This is a genomic window from uncultured Aquimonas sp., assembly GCF_937888285.1.
GTDB lineage: Bacteria > Pseudomonadota > Gammaproteobacteria > Xanthomonadales > Xanthomonadaceae > Aquimonas.
Map to the genome: position 1 here is coordinate 15,277 of NZ_CALART010000044.1, position 17,919 is coordinate 33,195.

The 17,919-nt window shown below is 69.7% G+C and carries 12 protein-coding genes; 3 read left to right on the forward strand and 9 right to left on the reverse strand.

The window, feature by feature from the left end; translation table 11 throughout:
* Positions 1-354 precede the first annotated feature (354 nt).
* From Q0654_RS10280 to speA, 6 genes are all read right to left on the reverse strand, one after another.
* Positions 355-1,377: a helix-turn-helix domain-containing protein gene (locus Q0654_RS10280; protein ID WP_298853445.1), complete on the reverse strand. Its 1,023-nt coding sequence runs from the start codon at positions 1,375-1,377 to the stop codon at positions 355-357.
* 100 nt (positions 1,378-1,477) lie between these two features.
* A complete protein-coding gene (locus Q0654_RS10285; RefSeq protein ID WP_298853446.1) occupies positions 1,478-1,969 on the reverse strand; it encodes a hypothetical protein in 492 nt (163 codons plus the stop codon).
* A 22-nt stretch (positions 1,970-1,991) separates the two neighbouring features.
* Positions 1,992-2,213, reverse strand: coding sequence for a hypothetical protein (locus Q0654_RS10290; RefSeq protein ID WP_298853448.1), 222 nt, complete (start codon positions 2,211-2,213; stop codon positions 1,992-1,994).
* Positions 2,214-2,744: 531 nt separating this feature from the next.
* The gene (locus Q0654_RS10295; protein WP_298853450.1) at positions 2,745-3,599 is read right to left on the reverse strand and encodes an NAD(P)-dependent oxidoreductase; all 855 of its coding nucleotides are present in this window, start codon (positions 3,597-3,599) and stop codon (positions 2,745-2,747) included.
* 172 nt (positions 3,600-3,771) lie between these two features.
* Positions 3,772-5,955: a tetratricopeptide repeat protein gene (locus tag Q0654_RS10300; protein ID WP_298853455.1), complete on the reverse strand. Its 2,184-nt coding sequence runs from the start codon at positions 5,953-5,955 to the stop codon at positions 3,772-3,774.
* 140 nt (positions 5,956-6,095) lie between these two features.
* Positions 6,096-7,985, reverse strand: coding sequence for a biosynthetic arginine decarboxylase (gene speA, locus Q0654_RS10305; protein ID WP_298853457.1), 1,890 nt, complete (start codon positions 7,983-7,985; stop codon positions 6,096-6,098).
* A gap of 150 nt (positions 7,986-8,135) precedes the next feature.
* Between speA and Q0654_RS10310 the strand changes: the two genes are divergently transcribed.
* The 3 genes from Q0654_RS10310 (at position 8,136) to Q0654_RS10320 (ending at position 11,398) form a co-directional block, all read left to right on the forward strand.
* Positions 8,136-10,001 (forward strand): M48 family metallopeptidase, encoded by a 1,866-nt coding sequence (locus Q0654_RS10310; RefSeq protein ID WP_298853460.1) that lies wholly within the window; start codon positions 8,136-8,138, stop codon positions 9,999-10,001.
* A gap of 83 nt (positions 10,002-10,084) precedes the next feature.
* Positions 10,085-10,939, forward strand: coding sequence for a polyamine aminopropyltransferase (gene speE, locus Q0654_RS10315; protein ID WP_298853463.1), 855 nt, complete (start codon positions 10,085-10,087; stop codon positions 10,937-10,939).
* A 30-nt stretch (positions 10,940-10,969) separates the two neighbouring features.
* Positions 10,970-11,398: a hypothetical protein gene (locus tag Q0654_RS10320; RefSeq protein WP_298853466.1), complete on the forward strand. Its 429-nt coding sequence runs from the start codon at positions 10,970-10,972 to the stop codon at positions 11,396-11,398.
* Between the two features lie 887 nt (positions 11,399-12,285).
* On the opposite strand, the gene Q0654_RS10325 is transcribed toward Q0654_RS10320, so the two are convergent.
* The 3 genes from Q0654_RS10325 to Q0654_RS10335 all read right to left on the reverse strand — a co-directional run bounded on the left by Q0654_RS10325 (position 12,286) and on the right by Q0654_RS10335 (position 17,770).
* Entirely contained in the window at positions 12,286-13,521 is a 1,236-nt protein-coding gene (locus Q0654_RS10325; protein ID WP_298853468.1) for a lytic murein transglycosylase, read from the reverse strand.
* A 376-nt stretch (positions 13,522-13,897) separates the two neighbouring features.
* Entirely contained in the window at positions 13,898-14,671 is a 774-nt protein-coding gene (locus Q0654_RS10330) for an SDR family NAD(P)-dependent oxidoreductase (protein ID WP_298853470.1), read from the reverse strand.
* Between the two features lie 129 nt (positions 14,672-14,800).
* A complete protein-coding gene (locus Q0654_RS10335) occupies positions 14,801-17,770 on the reverse strand; it encodes a GGDEF domain-containing protein (RefSeq protein ID WP_298853472.1) in 2,970 nt (989 codons plus the stop codon).
* Positions 17,771-17,919 lie beyond the last annotated feature (149 nt).

Consider the following 17,919-nt stretch of genomic DNA (forward strand, 5'->3'; position numbering starts at 1 on the left):
GAAAACGCAGCATGGGGGTGGTCCGGCAGCGGGCTTGGCTGCCAGCGTCGACATCCCAACGCCGTCCGGCTTCCTGAACGATCGAAGCGGAACATGACACGCGAACGATGCAATCAGATCAACGACTTACGGACTTCCAGAAAGATCATCCGGAACCCATAGGGTGGGCCCTGGCCCACCGGAGCTCGACGCTCGCGTCGATCGCACAAGCTTCGACCTGCGGCGTAAATCCCCGCCCGCACGATCTGACCGCCGGGCGAAGAGCTTGCGGCTGAGGCGAGGTGCGGTGGGTCAGGCCCCGCCCCATGAGCGCGCAAAGCGTTCGCGCTGGCGGGAGCGAACCTTCCCCCGTTCCTAGTCCGACCCCGCCCCCAGCGCCTGCTTGCGGTACTGCCCCGGCACCACGCCCAGCTCGTCCTTGAAGGCGACATAGAAGGTCGACTGCGAGGCAAAGCCCACCGCCAGGCCGACCGACAGCACCGAGGCGCGGGGCTCCTCGACCAGCATCCGCTGCGCATCGCGCACGCGGTGCTGGCGTACCAGCCTTGAGAAGCCCATGCCCAGATGCGCATTGACCAGCTCGGACAGCTGGTGCGTCGACAGGCCCATCAGCTCCGCAACGCGGGCCAGGCTCAGGCCCTCATCGCGGTGGACCCGCTCGACCTCGAAGAGTCGAGTGAGCTCGGTGAGCTTGGTGGCCACGTCGACGCGACCCAGGGTGCTCTGCGCATAGCTCTGCGCCACTGCCTCCTGGGTCTTGCTGGCGATGTCCGGCACCGCCAGCAGCAGCCAGAGCACACCGAAGAAGCCGAGCGCGATCATCCAGGCATAGATCTGCACATAGGCTGGCCAGCCCAGACCAAAAGGTGCCCACACCCCAGCGATGCCAATCGTCCCGCCCATCAGCGCAAACACCAGCATCACCGGCAACTCCAGCCGGAACCAGCGCCGCAGCGCGCGCAGGCGGTACAGCAGAAGGGCGAGATGCAGGGCGAAGACGGTGCCCATGCCAAGCGCCAGTGGAATCGCCCAAGCCAGCGGGATCAAGGCGCCCGCCGCCAGCACCAGCAGCGGCAGGCTCCACTCCCAGCGCCGCCAGTCCTCGCGCCGCCGCAGCAGGCCGAGCAGCAGCCAGTAGAAGCCCAGCGACTGCAGGAACAGCACGAGGACATAGCTGCGCGTCAGCGGCATTGCGGCCATCGACTCGACCATGCCGAGATGCGACCACTGCGTATGCGCGAGCCCCAGCAGCATCACCCAGCCCGCCACCCGCGACTGCGGCGGCAGGTCGAGGCCGCGATACGCAGTCGCCAGCGCCAGCATGAGTAGCCCGGCCGCACCGAGGGAAAAGCCGACAAGCAGAGCCAAAGGGTCCATCCGGGTTCAATCGGTTCGCGAAGGCGCGGCGCAGAGTCTGCGCAGCTCGACAGACGGGCGCCAGTCCGCCTCGCGCGGCAGCTGGGCCTTCGGTGCCCGCCTACCGCGAATCGGCCGGGGTGGCCTGTTCAGTTCCATCGACCGATCCACTGCGCCGAAACAGACCTGTTGCTGTCGGCACGCAGCTACTCCCGCCAGTGCAGTCCTGGCGCTTCACCCGCAGCCAGCGCGCAGGCTCGAGTTCGATGACCAGGCTCAACATGCAGTCGGTATCAGGCGCGTGCCAGTACTCGCGACCCGCGAACACTTCGTCGTCCGGCCCATCCTCGATCTCAGGGTCAGCGAAGGACGGGGCGATGGCGCTGGCCTCGCCTTCACTTGCACAGGAAGCGAGATCGCCAGCCAGCGGGGCGAGCCAGCGGAAGCGCAGTTGCGTTTCGTCGAGAGCGAACACTTCGATGCGAGCATCGCCACCCACTCCATCGAAGTGCAGCGTGCCCGCGGTCGCGTGGCGCTGCCCCGCGGCTACAGCACTGGCGCACGCCAGGAATGCCCAGGCGCCGAGCCCAATTGCCTGAGCGTGCGGACTCATGGTGTCAGGTGTCGGCTGCGCATCAGCGCACTGCCGCGCGCAGAAACCACGCGCCGCGTTCAGTGCAATCGTTTGCCTCACAGCGGAACTCTTGCACGCGCAGCCAGCGGCTCGGCGGCAGCTCGACGCGCAGCGACAGCATGCAGGGGCTCTCGCCCTCGAACAGGAAGGCCCGCGAGGCGTAGGCCTCACCTTCGGGCGAGACGTCGACCTCCGGGTCCATGCTCGGATCGGCGGTGATCACCGCGGTTCCGCTTCTGACGCAGTCCTCTGACAAGCTAGCGAGTGCGGGCTCAATCTCGAAGCGCAGCGCGTTTTCGGACACATGCAGGAGACTCAGAGCGCCGCCACCATTGACCGCTGCAAATCGCAGTGGGTCGCGCTGCTGCGCCACTGCTACTGGGGTACCGGCATGCTGGAGAAGTATCGCAAGCGCCATAAGGGGCAAGCTGCAAGCTCCCAACCGATGCGGGGCAAGCCTAGACTCGCTTCGAACGGGCCGGCTGGGAGTCTCGGTCATACACTGCGATTCGATCTGGTCGTGTCTCGGAGCGTAGCTCGGAGCAAGCGTTCATCGGAAGAACTGGACGAAGACGCGCATGTGCACAGCGCCACTCAGCAGGTTGGGCCAGGCGCAGCGCGGCCCAACACCGCACGCCAAACGCTTGCCTGAAGCGCAAACGCCACACCGTTGGGCCGCGCTGCGCCTGGCCCAACCTGCGAGAGCGAATTCATACGAGAGCAGTTTCGTGAGCAGCGTCACTGCCGGCGTAGATCACCCCTGCCGTTTCAACTCGATCAGCGCCGAGGTATCGGCATCGCCCAGGCCGCGTTCGACCAGCTGGGCGTAGTCGGCCAGGGCCTGTTCGATCACCGCGGTGTTGACGCCAGCGTTCTGCGCCATGCCGAGCACGATGCGCAGGTCCTTGAGCAGGTGGGCGCACTTGAAGCCAGGCACGTACTCGCGGCGCAGCATGCTGGCGCCGCGCTTGTCGAGGAACCAGTTGCCGGCGGCACCGGCACCGAGTGTGGGCAGCAGCTTGTCGGGGTCGAGGCCGAGCTTTTCGCCGAGTGCCAGGCCTTCGCAGACGGCCTCGTTGATGCCGGCCACCAGCACCTGGTTGACGGCCTTGGTGCACTGGCCGGCGCCAGTCGGGCCCATGTGGGTGATGCGCAGGGCGTAGGCCTCGAGCGCGGGGCGCACGGCGTCAAGATCCTCGGCACTTCCGCCGACCATGATCGAGAGCTTGCCGTTGCGTGCGCCTTCGGCGCCGCCGCTGACCGGCGCGTCGACGAAGCCGATGCCGCGCTCGGCGAGCAGGCGGGCGGCTTCGCGCGCGGTGTCGGCGCTGACGGTGGAGTGGTCGACCACGCGCGCGCCGGGCTTGAGCAATTCGCGCAGGGCCTGAACGTTCTGCAGCACGTCGGCGTCTTCGGACACGCAGAGCAGCACCACCTCGCAGTCGGCGAAATCGGCGGCCGAGTGCGCCGAGCGCACGCCGAGTTCCGTCGCCAGCGCATCCGCCTTCGCCCGGGTGCGGTTGCCGACCGCCGTCAGCAGTCCGCGGGCGTGGAGGTGGCCCGCCATCGGCGCGCCCATGGCACCAAGGCCAATGAAACCGGTCTTCATCCGCGGGGAACTCCATGCATGCGAGGGAACGCGATGGTGAACCGACGCCCGTGCCCGGGTAAAGGCTTGGCGGATGGGCACCTGCGTCCTTGCCGCCACGGCCGAAGGCGGTCGCTCGCGAGCTCGGGCATTCCAGGGAAGACCGGCACGGCGATGCAGCGCCGCCGTGCGCTCAGCGCGACAGCCCCGCACGCTCGCGCGCGGCCTGGACTTCCGCGTCCAGTCGCTGCTGCAGCGCCGGGTAGCCGGGATCGCGACGCAGCGCGGCGAGCCGCGGGTCGTAGCGCAGTAGCCAGGCCTGACGGAAGCCGAGCTCGATTGCGCGCTCCAGCGACTGCAGGGCTTGCTGTCGTTGGCCCAGGAACTCGGCCATCAAGGCACGCGAGAACGCCAGCTGGGCGGTCTCCTCGGGGCGATCGAGAAAGCGCCGCGCCGACTCGGCAAGGACGACGCGATGTGCGTCTGCCTCGGCTGTGCGGCCCTGCCGTTCCAGGGCAGTGACCAGCAGGCTGCCGGCGTCGAGCAGGCTGACGTTGCGCTCCATAGCGGCCGGTTCGGGCACCAGCCGGCGCAGAAGATCGATGGCCTCGTCGGGAGAGCTTGCAAGGCGAACCGTCGCCGCCTGCACCAGCAGCTCGCGATCCTGCGCGGAGAGCGCGCCGCCCCCTTCACGCAGGACTTCCACGCGCTGCGCGACCGCGGGCAGCAGGGAGTCACCGCCGCGCTGCAGGATCAAGCCCTGTCCCAGCGCCCAGCGATACGGGCTGTCCTCGGGCAGGGCGTCGACCCGTGCCTGGGCCTCGTCCCAGGCTTCCAGCGCCGCCAGCGCCTGCACGAGGGTGGAAACGGTGCTCGGTGCGGTCGGATCGCTGCGGTGCGCGCGGCGCGCGAGTTCCAACGCACGATCGAGATGACCGCTCTGGGTTTCGATGTTGGCCAGCGCGCGCAGCAGCTGCGGGTCGGTGGGCGTGATCGCCAGCACGCGCTCGAGCAGGCTGCGCGCCGCGTCCGGCTGGCCGGAGGCGGTCATCAGCGCGGCCAGATTCACGTTGATCACCGGCTCCAGCGGATTCAGCTCGATCGCCTGTTCAAGCACGCGGCGCTGCTCGGCGACATCGCCCTGGTCACCCAGGACGCCGGCCAGCCACATGCGCGCCATCTCATTGCGCGGATCGAGCCGGATCGCCTCCTCCAGGCTGCGCCGCGCGGGTCCGGGCTGGCCGGCCGACGAGCGCAGCAGGCCGATGCTGGCCCAGGCCTCGCTGAGGCCCGGGTCGAGGGTGACCGCGCGGACCGCGGCGGGCTCGGCCAGGGCGACGGCTTCGTGCACGGGGCGCAGACCGTAGTCGCCCTGCAGCAGATAGGCATCGGCGAGCCCGCTCCAGGCGCGGGCATAGTCCGGGTCACGCTCCACGGCCTGCGTGAACAGCGCTTCCGCCTCGGTGAGCGTGGCCGGGCTGCGCTGCCGCCAGGCCTGACGGCCGCGCAGGTAGAGCTCCAGCGCCTCGGGGTCGCGGGTGCCGGTATCGGCCAGGGTATCGCCGCCCACGCCGGTGATGCGGCGCTCCAGCTCCTGGGCGATCGCCGCGGTCACCTCGTCCTGCAGGGCGAACAGGTCTGCGCTCGCGCGTTCGTAGGTCTCCGACCAGGCGTGGTAGCCGCTGTCGGCATCGATCAGCTGGGCGGTGATGCGCACGCGGCCGGCGTCGCGGCGAACCGAGCCCTCCAGCACCCAGCGCACGCCGAGCAGCTGGCCGATGTCCTGCACGGTGCCGCCGAAGTCGCGCAAGGCGAAGGACGAGGTGCGCGCGGCCACGCGCAGGCCCTGCAGGCGCGCGAGGCGGTCCAGAAGTTCTTCGGCGATGCCATCGGCCAGATGCCGATGATCGCGTTGCGGACTCATGTCGTCGAAGGGCAGGACGGCGATGGCATTGGACGGCAGTGCGCTGCGGGCCGAAGCGCCGGAGGACGCGGCGGACGGTGCAGCGTCCGATTCGCCCGCATCGGGGCGGTACACCTCGGACAGCCACCAGCCTGTGCCGAGCACCGTCAGCAGCACGACGAAGACGGCGAACAGCCGGCCCGCCGCCGCGCCGACGCGGCGCTCGCGCACCAGACCGCCGGGCGAGACATCGAAGAACCAGGCCAATACCAGGGCGACCGGCAGACCCAGCACCGCGCCGAGCACGGTCCAGGTCAGGGCCCAGGGCGGCAGGCCGAGCGGCTCGAAGGTGATCTCGGCGATCTGCAGCACCAGCCAGGCGACGACGGCATACAGCGCGCCGACGCGGGTCACGCGGCGCCGGCGCAGCTCAGCCCAGGTTGAACGCCACAGCGAGGATCGCCGCGTCTGCATCCGTCTACTCCCGCCTGTCCATGGCAGCGCAGCGCAGGGATGCGCGCGCTGGCCCCAGGGTTGAGCATGCTAGCCGCTCAAGCGGGGCTGCGGTTCAGGCAACTCCGCCGAGTGCACGGTGCGGAAAGCGCCTTGGCGCCTCAGCCATTGGCTTCGTCCGCGAGATAGGTGTAGCCGGTGAGGCCGGCTTCGAGCGCGGCCGACAGGCGCAGCGCTTCTTCCGCCGGCAGATCGGCGGCAGCGACCATCGCGCCGTAGCGGCGGCGCAGGTCGGACAGGCTGTAGCCGACGTAGTCGAGCATCACGTCCGCGGTATCGCCGCGACGGCTGCGCTCCAGCGTGTAGCCGTTGCCGGTCAGGCGCACGTTCACCGCATCGGTGTCGCCGAACAGGTTGTGGATGTCGCCCAGCGTGTCCTGGTAGGCGCCGACCATGAAGATGCCCAGCCGATAGCTTTCGCCTGCACGCGGCACGTGCAGGGGCAGGCTGCTGTCGAGGTCGCCGCTGTCGACGTAGGTTTCGACCTGGCCGTCCGAGTCGCAGGTCAGATCCGCGATGATCCCGCGCCGGGTCGGCGCTTCGTTCAGGCGGTGAATCGGCGCGATCGGGAAGATCTGGTCGATCGCCCACACGTCGGGGATCGACTCGAACACCGAGAAGTTGACGAAGTACTTGTCGACCAGGCGCTCGTTGAGCTCGTCCAGCACCGCGCGATGGCCCTTCTCGGCGTAGTCGAGGCGGGCGCGCACGCCGTGGGCGATGGCGTAGAACAGGTCGTCGATGGCCGCACGCTCGGCCAGCTCCAGCTGGCCCAGGGCGTAGAGGGCCTGACCCTCGGCCTGGTAGTGCTGGGCCTCGTGGTAGAGCTCGAGCGCGGGGCGCTCATCCAGCGCGGCGTGGGTCTCGCGCAGGTGGCGGATCACCGCCGGCTCGGCCTCGGCCGCGGGCGGCACCGCGCCTTCCGGCGCCGGTTCGACCTCGGAGACATTCGCCACGAGCAGTGCATGGTGCGCGGTCAACGCGCGACCGGATTCGGTCATCACCTTCGGTGGCGTCAGGCCATGCTCCGCACAGGCCTCGGCCAGCGGCTGCACGATGGTGCTGGCGTATTGCTCCAGCCCGTAGTTGATCGAGCAGCTGCCGCGTGAGCGGGTGCCCTCGTAGTCGACGCCGAGGCCGCCGCCGACGTCCATGTAGCGGATCGGCGCACCGAGCTTGCTGACCTCGACGAAGTAGCGGGTGGCTTCGCGCATGCCGGCAGCGAAGTCGCGCACGTTGGAGATCTGGCTGCCCATGTGGAAGTGCAGCAGCTCCAGGCAGTCGAGCATGTCGGCGCCGCGCAGGCGCTCGACGAGGTCGAGCAGCTGGCGCGGCGACAGCCCGAACTTGGCCTTGTCGCCACCGCTGTTCTGCCACTTGCCGGCGCCGAGGCTGGCCAGCCGCATGCGCACACCAAGGCCGGGCCGCACGCCCAGCGCCTTCGACTCCTCGATGATGTGCTCGAGCTCGCTGGCCTTCTCGACCACGATGTAGGTCTCAAGGCCCAGCCGCCGGCCGATCAGGGCCAGGCGGATGTACTCGCGGTCCTTGTAGCCGTTGCAGACCACCACGCCACCGGGCCGCGACAGGGCGAGTACAGCCATCAGCTCGGGCTTGGAGCCGGCCTCCAGCCCGAAGCCCTCGCCGCCGTGGGCGGCCAGCTCGCCGGCCACGCCGTAGTGCTGGTTGACCTTGATCGGATAGATCGCGGTGTAGCCGCCCGTGTAGTCCAGCTCGCGCATGGCGTGCGCGAACGCCGCCTGCAGGCGGCCCAGCCGATGGCCGAGCACGTCCGAGAAGCGCAGCAGCAGCGGCAGCTTCATGCCCGTCGCCAGGGCCTGATCGACCACCGCCGGCAGGGCGATCCGCGGGCCCTCGCCGCCGCGCGGCAGCACCGCGATGCCGCCATCGGCATCGATGTCGAAATAGCCCTCGCCCCAGTGCGGGACAGCGTAGGTGCGACGGGCGCGGTCGATCGACCACTCGCTCATGGGCGGCGGGCTCCAGCGGGCAGGAAGTGAAGGCCGCACAGTTTAAACCCCGGGGGACGACAGGGCGTGCAGAGGCTTGCAGCCCTGCCGATGTCACGGGCAGGCTGCCGGGCCATCTCCCAAGTGGCGCGATCACGCGTACGGACACCGATGGATTCGACCCGCCACATCGCCCTCGTCGAGCAGCTGCAGGTGGAGCTCAAGCGATACCCCCTGCGCTACCGCGTCAAGCTCGTGCTGCTCAGCCTTGCAGGGTTTGCCGCTGTGGTCAGCCCGCTGCTGCTGGCCACGCTGTGTCTCGGAGCAACGGTCGTGCGCGTCAGGGCGCAGGGCCTGGCCTCGCTCGCGGACGGCTGGGCGCTGATTGTGCTGGCGCTCGGTCTGCTGGCGCTGCGGGCGCTGTGGCTGCGTATTCCACCGCCCATCGGCCATCTGCTGCAGCGCGAGGAGGCGCCGCGGCTGCGCGAGATGGTGGAGGACCTGCGGGTGGCGGCAGGGGCGCCGCGTCTTGCCGGCATCGTCATCACCGATGAGCTGAACGCGGCAGTGGTCAGCCTGCCGCGGGTGCTGGGCCTGCCCTGGAGCCGCCACTACCTGCTGCTGGGCCTGCCGCTGATGCAGCAGCTGGAAGCGGACGCACTGCGGGCGGTGATCGCCCATGAACTCGGCCATTTCCACGGTGGCCGCGGCCGCCTGGCGGGCTGGATCTATCGGCTGCGCCAGACCTGGGGCCATGTGCACTTCGCCCTGAACACGCAGCGGATGATCTCCGCCCTGCCGGTCGTGCTCTTCCTGGACTGGTACGAGCCCTACTTCGAGGCCTACAGCTTCGTGCTGGCGCGCGAGGATGAGAAGGTGGCTGACGCCTGCGCGCTGCGCCTGGCCGGCCCGCAGGCAGCGGGCGAAGCGCTGCTGCTGATCGCGCTGGCCGCGTCGCGCTGGCAGCGCAGCTTCCTGCCCGCCCTGCAGCGGCTCAATCGGCGGCGGCCCGAGCCGATCGACGACTACTTCGAGGAAATGCGGCGCCAGCTGAGCCCAGGGCCGGAGGACGCCGAGCAGCTGCCCCGGCTGCTGCGCGAGGCCGCCGGCCCGCGCGAGACCCACCCCTCGCTGCGGGAACGACTGCGCGCTGCAGGCATCGAGCCGCCCATCCACCTGCCTCCGCGCGTGCGCCGGCCCGCCAGCGGGCTGCTCGACGCGCTCGAAGCGCGGCTGATGCGGGAGTGGTCCATCGAACACCAGGCGTGGATGGCCGAGGACTGGAAGGCAGGATTCGAACAGGCCGAAGAGGAACGCCGACGCCTGCAGGCGCTTGAGGCCAGGATTGCTGGTGGTGAAGGTCTGGGCGACGCCGAGTTGGCCGAGCACGCGCGCCTGCAGTGGATCGAGGGCGAGGGCCGCGGCGAACTGGTTCCGCTGCTCACCGCGGCGGAACGTTGCCCCGAGGATGCGCTGCTGCGCCTGACCCTGGGGCGCGCCCTGCAGGAACGCGAGGATCCGCGCTGCCTCGATCATCTGCAGGCCGCCTTGCGGCTGGATCCCAACCTTGGCTTCGAGGCCCTGCCCCTGCTGGAGTCCTTTCATTTGCGTCGTGGCGACACGGCCGCGGCGCGCGCCCTGCAGACCGAGTTCGAAGCCTTTGACACGCAGCTCCGGCAGGATGCCAGGGCCCGGACCGGGCTCCAGGCCGGCGACCTGCTGCAGCCGCATGGCCTTGAGGCAGATGCGTTGACCCGCCTGCTTGGGCAGCTGCGCGAAGACCGGCGGATCAAGCGCGTCTGGCTGGTGCGCAAGCAGCTGCCGCAGCCGCTGGGGCCGCCACATTTCGTGCTGGTCGTCGACTGGCGCTGGTTCCGGCTGCTGCCGGAGAACGCGCTGCAGGCCCTTTCGCAGCGTCTGCAGCTTCCCGGCACGCTGAGTGTGTATGACTACGACCAGATGCCGGCGGGGCTGTCGCGGATCGTGGTGAAGACCGCCGGGCCTCCCGTCTACCGGCGGGCGGATACCGGTGGGTAGGCTCGGCGGGTCCCCGACGGACCTCGTCACGGCCCTCCGGTACAATCCGCGACTTCCAACATGACCATGCCCCGGACCCGCCCATGAGCAGCGACAGCACCTGGTACTACGAGAACTTCGAACCGCTGGGTTCCTCCATCGGTTTCCGGGTGACGAAGAAGCTCGACGAGGTGCAGTCGCCGTTCCAGAAGATCGAAATCTTCGAGACCACCGACTGGGGCAACCTGATGCTAATCGACGGGGCGGTGATGCTGACCACCCGCGACAACTTCCTGTACCACGAGATGATGTCGCACCCAGTGCTGTTCACCCACAGCAATCCGAAGCGCGTGGTGATCATCGGCGGTGGTGACTGCGGCACCCTGCGCGAAGTGCTGAAGCACAAGGAAGTCGAGTCGGCCGTGCAGTGCGATATCGACGAGCAGGTCACGCGGATGGCGGAGAAGTATTTCCCCGAACTGTGCGATGCCAACGCCGACCCGCGCGCCCACCTGATGTGGGACGACGGCATCAAGTACATGAAGGAAGCCGCGCCCGAGAGCGTGGACATCGTGATCGTCGACTCTACCGATCCGGTCGGCCCGGCCGAAGGCCTGTTCAACGAGGCCTTCTATGTGTCCTGCCTCAAGGCCCTGCGCCCGGGCGGCATGCTGGTGCAGCAGTCGGAGTCGCCGCTCGGCCACATCGGCCTGATCAAGGCCATGCGCCACCACCTGAAGGCGGCCGGCTTCTCCGACGTCAAGACCCTGCCCTTCCCGCAGCCCTGCTACCCCACCGGCTGGTGGAGCTGCACGATGGCGCGCAAGGGCGGCGAGATCGCCGGCTTCCGCGAGCGCGGCGCGCAGAGCAAGAGCTTCAAGACCCGCTATTACAACGTCGACATCCATCGCGCCGCGCTGGTGCTGCCGGAGTTCATGCGTGAGGCCCTGGGCGAGTAAGTCCTGCTTCGAGGTGCAGGCGGTGCTTCGATGAAGCGCCGTCTTGCCGGCTTCGTGCTGGCGGTGCTGGCCACCGCCGCGCTGTCCAGCCTGATCCAGACCCTGCGCGTGCATGCGGGACTGGCGTCGATGGGCGTGGAGATTCCCTTCGGCCTGCGCCTGTCGGCGATCGGCCATGACCTGCTCGGCTTCGCACCGACCTATGCGGCGATCGTGGCGGGCGGGTTCCTGATCGCCTTCCTGGCGGCGGGCTTGATCCGTCGCTATGCCAGGCAGCTCGGACCCTGGCTGCATGCGCTGGCCGGCGGTGCGGCAATTCTCACCGCGCTGCTGACGATGGACGCCCTGCTCGGCATGAGCGTGATCGCCGGCGCGCGCGGGACACTCGGCATCGCACTGTTCACCCTGGCGGGTGTGCTTGGCGGCGCACTGTTCGCGCGGATCAGCGCGCAGCGCTGAGGGCCGCGGCGCCGCCTCAAGCCCATAGGGTGGACCCTGGCCCACCGCACGCTCGACCGCTCCCGCTGCATGCACGTCCGGAATTGGCGTCACCGTCGCGCGAATAAGGTGGCGGGAGGCGACCGCGACCAACAGCTGCGATGACCGGCGCGAGTGTCGCGCCCATGGTGGGCCGGGGCCCACCCTATGAAAGACTGCGCGCGGTGCTGAGCGCGGCGGCACGACCTCAACCCCATAGGGTGGGCCCTGGCCCACCGCACGCTCGACCGCTCCCGCTGCATGCACGTCCGGAATTGGCGTCACCGTCGCGCGAATAAGGTGGCGGGAGGCGACCGCGACCAACAGCTGCGATGACCGGCGCGAGTGTCGCGCCCATGGTGGGCCGGGGCCCACCCTATGAAAGACTGCGCGCGGTGCTGAGCGCGGCGGCACGACCTCAACCCCATAGGGTGGGCCCTGGCCCACCGCACGCTCGACCGCTCCCGCTGCATGCACGTCCGGAATTGGCGTCACCGTCGCGCGAATAAGGTGGCGGGAGGCGACCGCGACCAACAGCTGCGATGACCGGCGCGAGTGTCGCGCCCATGGTGGGCCGGGGCCCACCCTATGAAAGACTGCGCGCGGTGCTGAGCGCGGCGGCACGACCTCAACCCCATAGGGTGGGCCCTGGCCCACCGCACGCTCGACCGCTCCCGCTGCATGCACGTCCGGAATTGGCGTCACCGTCGCGCGAATAAGGTGGCGGGAGGCGACCGCGACCAACAGCTGCGATGACCGGCGCGAGTGTCGCGCCCATGGTGGGCCGGGGCCCACCCTATGAAAGACTGCGCGCGGTGCTGAGCGCGGCGGCACAGTCGCAGAGCCCCATGGTGGGCCAACGCCCAACCCTACGGACGCAGCGCCTGCAGGAGCTTCTGGCCGGCGCGGCCATCGGCTTCCCAGCCCAGCCGCGATTGTTCGGCCTTGATCGCTTCGCGCGAACGCGTGCCGAGGCGGCCGTCAACTTCGCCGATGTCGTGGCCGCGGGCGATCAGCAGGGTCTGCAGCTCACGGCGCTCGGCGCGTGAGAGTCCCGCATCGTCGGTCGGCCAGGCGCGGGTGAACCCCTCGCCGCCGCGGATGCGGTCGGCCAGATGCGCGATCGCCAGCGCATAGCTCTCGGCGGCGTTGTAGCTGTGCAGGGCCTCGAAATTGCGGAACACGAGGAAGGCCGGGCCCTCGACGCCGGCCGGCAGCAGCAGGCCGGCGCTGCGTTCGGCCGGAGTGCTGGCGTCGATCAGCGCCGTTCCATCGACGCGACGCAGACCGCGCGCCTGCCAGTTCGACACGGGCGCCGTGGCCTTGCGGCCACCGGCGGGTTTGAAGCCTTCGGGCAAGGTCACCTCGACACCCCAGGTCTGACCGCTGCGCCAGCCGGCGCGCTTCAGGTAGTTCGCGGTCGAGGCCAGGGCATCGTCGACGCTGTCGACCAGATCACGGCGGCCGTCGCCGTCGAAGTCGACGGCGAGGCGCGTATAGGTCGAAGGCATGAACTGGGTCTGGCCAAAGGCGCCGGCCCAGGAGCCCAGCAGCGGGCGCTCGGTGCTGGGCGCGAGGTCCCCGGCCTCGATCAGCTTCAGCAGGTGGATCAGCTCGCTTCGGAAAAAGGGCTGGCGGCGTCCGGCGCAGGACAGGGCCAGCAGCGCGCTGCGCAGCTCGCGGCTGCCGGTGGCCTGGCCGTAGTCGCTCTCCACACCCCAGACCGCCAGCACGTAGGCGCGGTCGACGCCGTATTCGGCCTCGATCCGGTCGAGCAGGGCCGCGTGTCCCTCCAGCAGCCGATGGCCGTCCGCGACGCGCTGCTCGTCGACCAGCGCCGCCAGGTAGTCCCAGATCGGGGTGACGAACTCGGGCTGGGCGTCGAGCAGGGGCAGCACGCTGGCGTCCGGCTGCACCTCAGCCATCAGCGCATCGAAGCGCGCCGCGGGAAGCCCGGAATCGGCAGCGCGGCCGCGCAGCTCGGGCAGGCAGGCGTCAAGATCAACGACAGGTGGCGCCGCGCTGTCGGCTGCATGGGCAGCGGCAGCAGTGGCCGCAAGAAGCAGGGCCGCAGCGATGGTGCGGTGAAGGATCGAGATTGGCATGCGCGCAAGCCTGCCAAGCGGCGCATGAATCGCGAAGCAACTTTTGAGGGCTGAGAGATTTCGGGCGCGGCGTCGCGGTGCAGCTGATCTTGGAGAAACTTGGATTCGTCATCCCCGCGCAGAGCCTGTCCTCGCGAAGGCGGGGACGGGGATCCAGGACTCGAGCGCGTGCGGGAAGCCACGCCGGGCCCCCGTCCCCTTCTTCGCGAGGACAGGCTCTTCGCGGGGGCGACGGCAATGGGTGATGCGCCGAGCGTTCTGCTTCTTGAAAGCATCTCGGCCGCCAAGCGCCGTCATGACTGACCTGCGCTGGGTCTGAATTCGCTGGCTCGCGCCTGTCGTGAGTGCCTGCGTGCACGCGACCGCAGCCTGCGACCTACCAGGGAACCTCGCTGCCGTCGTAAGCCAGGAAGCGCCCGCTGTCGGCGGCGGTGCTGGCTGCGATGACCTGCATCAGCAGCGTGGCCGAGTGCTCCGGCGTGAACAGCTTGCCGGTGGGCACGCGCGCCTTGAACGGTGCCGACAGCGGGGTGTCGACGGTGCCCGGATGCAGCTGCAGCACGGCGAGCTTGGGATGGCTGCGTTTGAGCTCCACCGCGAGGGTGCGCATGAGCTGGTTCTGCGCCGCCTTGGCGGCGCGGTAGCTGTACCAGCCGCCGAGTGCGTTGTCGGCGATCGAGCCGACCCGCGCGGACAGGCTGGCGATCACGCCGGGCTGCTTCGCGTCGAACAGCGGCAGCAGGGCCTGCACCAGCAGGATCGGCGCGAAGGCATTGAGCGCGAAGCTGCGCTGCAGGGCCGACTCGCTCAGCTGGGCCAGCGATTTCTCCGGCTGCAGGCCCTCGGCGTGCAGCAGTCCGGCGGCGTTGAACAGCAGATGCAGGGCGTCGACTTCGGCGCGCACCAGCGCGCCGAGGCGCGTGCGGTCGGCGTCCACACTGAGGTCGACGTCAATGCGGATCAGGCGTCCAGGATGGGCTTCGGCAAGCGCACGCAGGGCCGGGGAATCGGCCGCACTGCGCGCCACCGCCAGCACGCGATGCGTGTCTTCACGCGCGAGCAGTTGGGCGACGAGGGCGAGGCCGATGCCGCTGCTGGCGCCGGTCACCAGCGCATGCAGGGGCGTTTCGAGGCCGTGGACGAGGGACATGCGGCGGGCTCTGTCAGGGGCGCGGCGCGAAGTGTCCACAGCGGCGCCTGAAGACGGTGCGAGGGTGCATGCGACTGCCCGGTCTCAGCCACGGGCATCGGGCTCACCGCGCCGCCCGGGGCGCGGCCTTCAACCAACGGCCGCCGCGCGGTAGGCCTCCAGCAGCGGCCCCAGCGGCTGCGGTCGCGCGAACAGATAGCCTTGGCCGAGCCTGCAGCCCAGTTCGGCAAGACGCGAGCGCTGGGCCTCGGTCTCGATGCCTTCGGCGACCACTTCGAGGTCCAGCGCACGCGCCATGGCGAGGATCGCCGTGACGATGGCTTCGCCGCTGCCGGCGCCGTCCTGCTGCAGGGTCATGACAAAGCTGCGATCGATTTTCAGCATCTGCAGCGGGAACTGGTGCAGGTAGCTGAGCGAGGAATAGCCGGTGCCGAAATCGTCGAGCGCGGTCTGCACGCCGCGCGCATGCAGCTGCTCCAGGGCGTGGCGCACGCGCTCGGGATTGCGCAGCAGGGTGCCCTCGGTGAGCTCGATGTGCACGCGGCCAGGACTCAGGCCCTGGGCCTCGATCATGGTGACCAGGCGCTCGGCAAAGTCCTCGCTGCCGAAGTGCCGCGGCGACACGTTGAGGGTGACGAACCCGGCGCTTGGGCCCAGTGCCTCCAGCCCATGGCAGGCGCGCTCGAAGACCTGCCAGTCGATGTCCTCGATCATGCCGCTGTCCTCGGCCACGTGCAGGAACTCGGCCGGACCGAGCAGGCCGCGACGCGGATGGCGCCAGCGCATCAGGGCCTCGTAGCCGACGGTGGCGCCGCTGTCGAGGTCGACGATGGCCTGGAAGTAGGGCTCGAATTCGCAGCGGCCGAGCGCCTGACGCAGATCGAGCTCCAGCGCGAGCTGGGCCTTCGAAGCCAGCTCCAGGCCTTCCTCGAAGTACTGGAAGCGGTTGCGGCCCGCGGCCTTGGCCCGGTACATGGCGGTGTCGGCCGAGCGCAGCAGCTCCTCGCTGCCGGCGGTGTCGGCGCCGCCCAGGGTGATACCGATGCTGACCGAGGGCTGCACGCTGCTCTCGGGCAGGGCGATCGGCGCGGCCATCGACTGGATGATGCGCTGGGCCACCAGGGTCGGGGTGTCGGGGTCGACGTAGTCCTCCAGCAGGATCGCGAACTCGTCGCCGCTGAGCCGCGCCACCACGTCGTTCTCGCGCACGCAGCCGAGGAAGCGCTGGGCCACCTCGACCAGCACGGCGTCGCCGGCCGAGTGGCCCAGGCTGTCGTTGATGACCTTGAAGCGATCGACATCGAGGTAGAGCAGGGCGAACTCCTGCCCTGGATGACGACGCGCCCGGCCCAGCACGCGCTGCAGGCGATCGCGCAGGTAGCCGCGATTGGGCAGGCCGGTCAGGGCATCGTGCAGCACCTGGTGTTCGAGCTGGGCCTGGATCGCTTCGCGCGCCTGGATCTGTTCTCGCAGTTCGCGGGTGCGCTGCTCGACGCGCTGCTCCAGCAGCTGGTGCGAGGCGCGCAGGTCGGCCGCGGCGCGGCGGCGCTCCAGGCTGGAAGCGATGTGGTAGGACACGAAGGCCAGCAGGCTCTGGTCGTTGGCGCCGTAGGTCACTTCCGGGCGATAGCTCTGCACCACCACTGCGCCGATCACCCCGCGCGCGCCAATCAGGGGCACGCCCAGCCACGACAGCGCCGCGGTGCCCATCACCTCGCAGTGGCCGGCGGCAGCCAGGGCGTAGATGCCCGGGCGATCGGTGAGCAGGGGCTCGCCGATGCGGATCAGGTATTCGGTGATGCCGTTGCCCATCGGCCGCGACACCGGTGCGCCGGGCGTCTCATCGGCGAAGTAGGGGAAGTTGAGGGTGCCGCCATCGTCCGAGACCAGCGCGATATAGAAGTTCTGCGCCGGAATCAGGCTGCCGACGATGGCGTGCATGACGGCGCAGAACTCGGCGATGCCGATGTCCTTGCCGGCCAGCTCGGCGATCCGGTACAGCGCCGCCTGCAGGCGCTCGCCGCGCTCGCGCTCCTGCACCTCGCTGGTCAACACGGCATTGGCCTGGGCCAGCTCTTCGGTGCGCGCGGCCACCAGGGCTTCGAGCTCGGCGCGCGAGCGACGGCGCTCCAGCGCGGTCAGGATGTGGCTGCCGACATAGCTCAACAGGGCCTGGTCGGCGGCGGTGAACTGCACGGCCTCGTTGTAGGTCTGCACCGCGATCACGCCGCGCACCTCGGTGCCTTCCAGCATCGGCACGCCCAGCCAGTGGCGGGCCTCCGCACCCTGCCGGCGCAGCGGTGCGCGGCCGCGCACCTGCGCTTCGATCTCGTTGAGGTCGCCGCGCAGGGCCTGGCCGCTGGTCAGTACATGCCAGGTGAGGCCGTGCCGCATGTCCTCCAGCGGGCGCGGCTTGTCGAGCTCCAGCGCGAGCCGGCTGTCGTGGGCGTCGGCGAAGTAGATGAACTCGACCGTCCCGGCATGCGCATCGTGCAGGGCGATGTAGAAGTTCTCGGCGTACATCAGACCGCCGACGATGCCGTGCAGGCCGCGCAGCATGGCGGCGCGGTCCTCTTCCTCGGCAGCCATCTCGGTGATCGCGAACAGCGCGCGCTGCACGCGTTCGGTGTGCTCCAGCTGGCGCACGCTGTCGTGCAGCAGGGCGATCTCGATCAGCTCCTGCAGGCGCGCCGACAGCAGCGGAAGCAGGGCCTCCAGCGGCCAATGCGGCAGCTGCGGCAGCTGGCCGGGTGCGGCCAGCAGAACCACGGCACCGCCGCCGGAATGAGCGGCCAGCAGGGTCGCCTGACGGCGTCGGTCGGGGCTGAGCTGGCGGCCTTCCGGTGCGGTCAGGGCGGCTTCGGCCAGGGCCAGCTCCAGGCCCTCGGCGCCGGCGGGGACAGCGTGAATGGCGTCGGGCCAGCGCAGCGCGTACAGCAGGCGCGGCGGCGGGCCATCGGCTGCCGTCGGCAGCAGGGCCAGCAGGCAGCGTGCGAAGGCCTCAAGACTGGGTGCGGACAGCAGCCCCGCCAGCGCCTGTGCGGCATCCGCGCCGGTCGCGCTCGAAACTGCTGCTTTGTGGGCGGAGGTGGATGGCATGCACGGGGCCGGACTGCCCTGGGGACGGGCGTGGACCCTGTTGCAAGATCGGCGCCAGCGCCCCCGGAAGCCGCCTGCGCTGCACAGCCGGCCTTCAGAGGGTGTCTACATAATTGGCTACACTTGCGGCACCGTCCGTGAAGTGACAG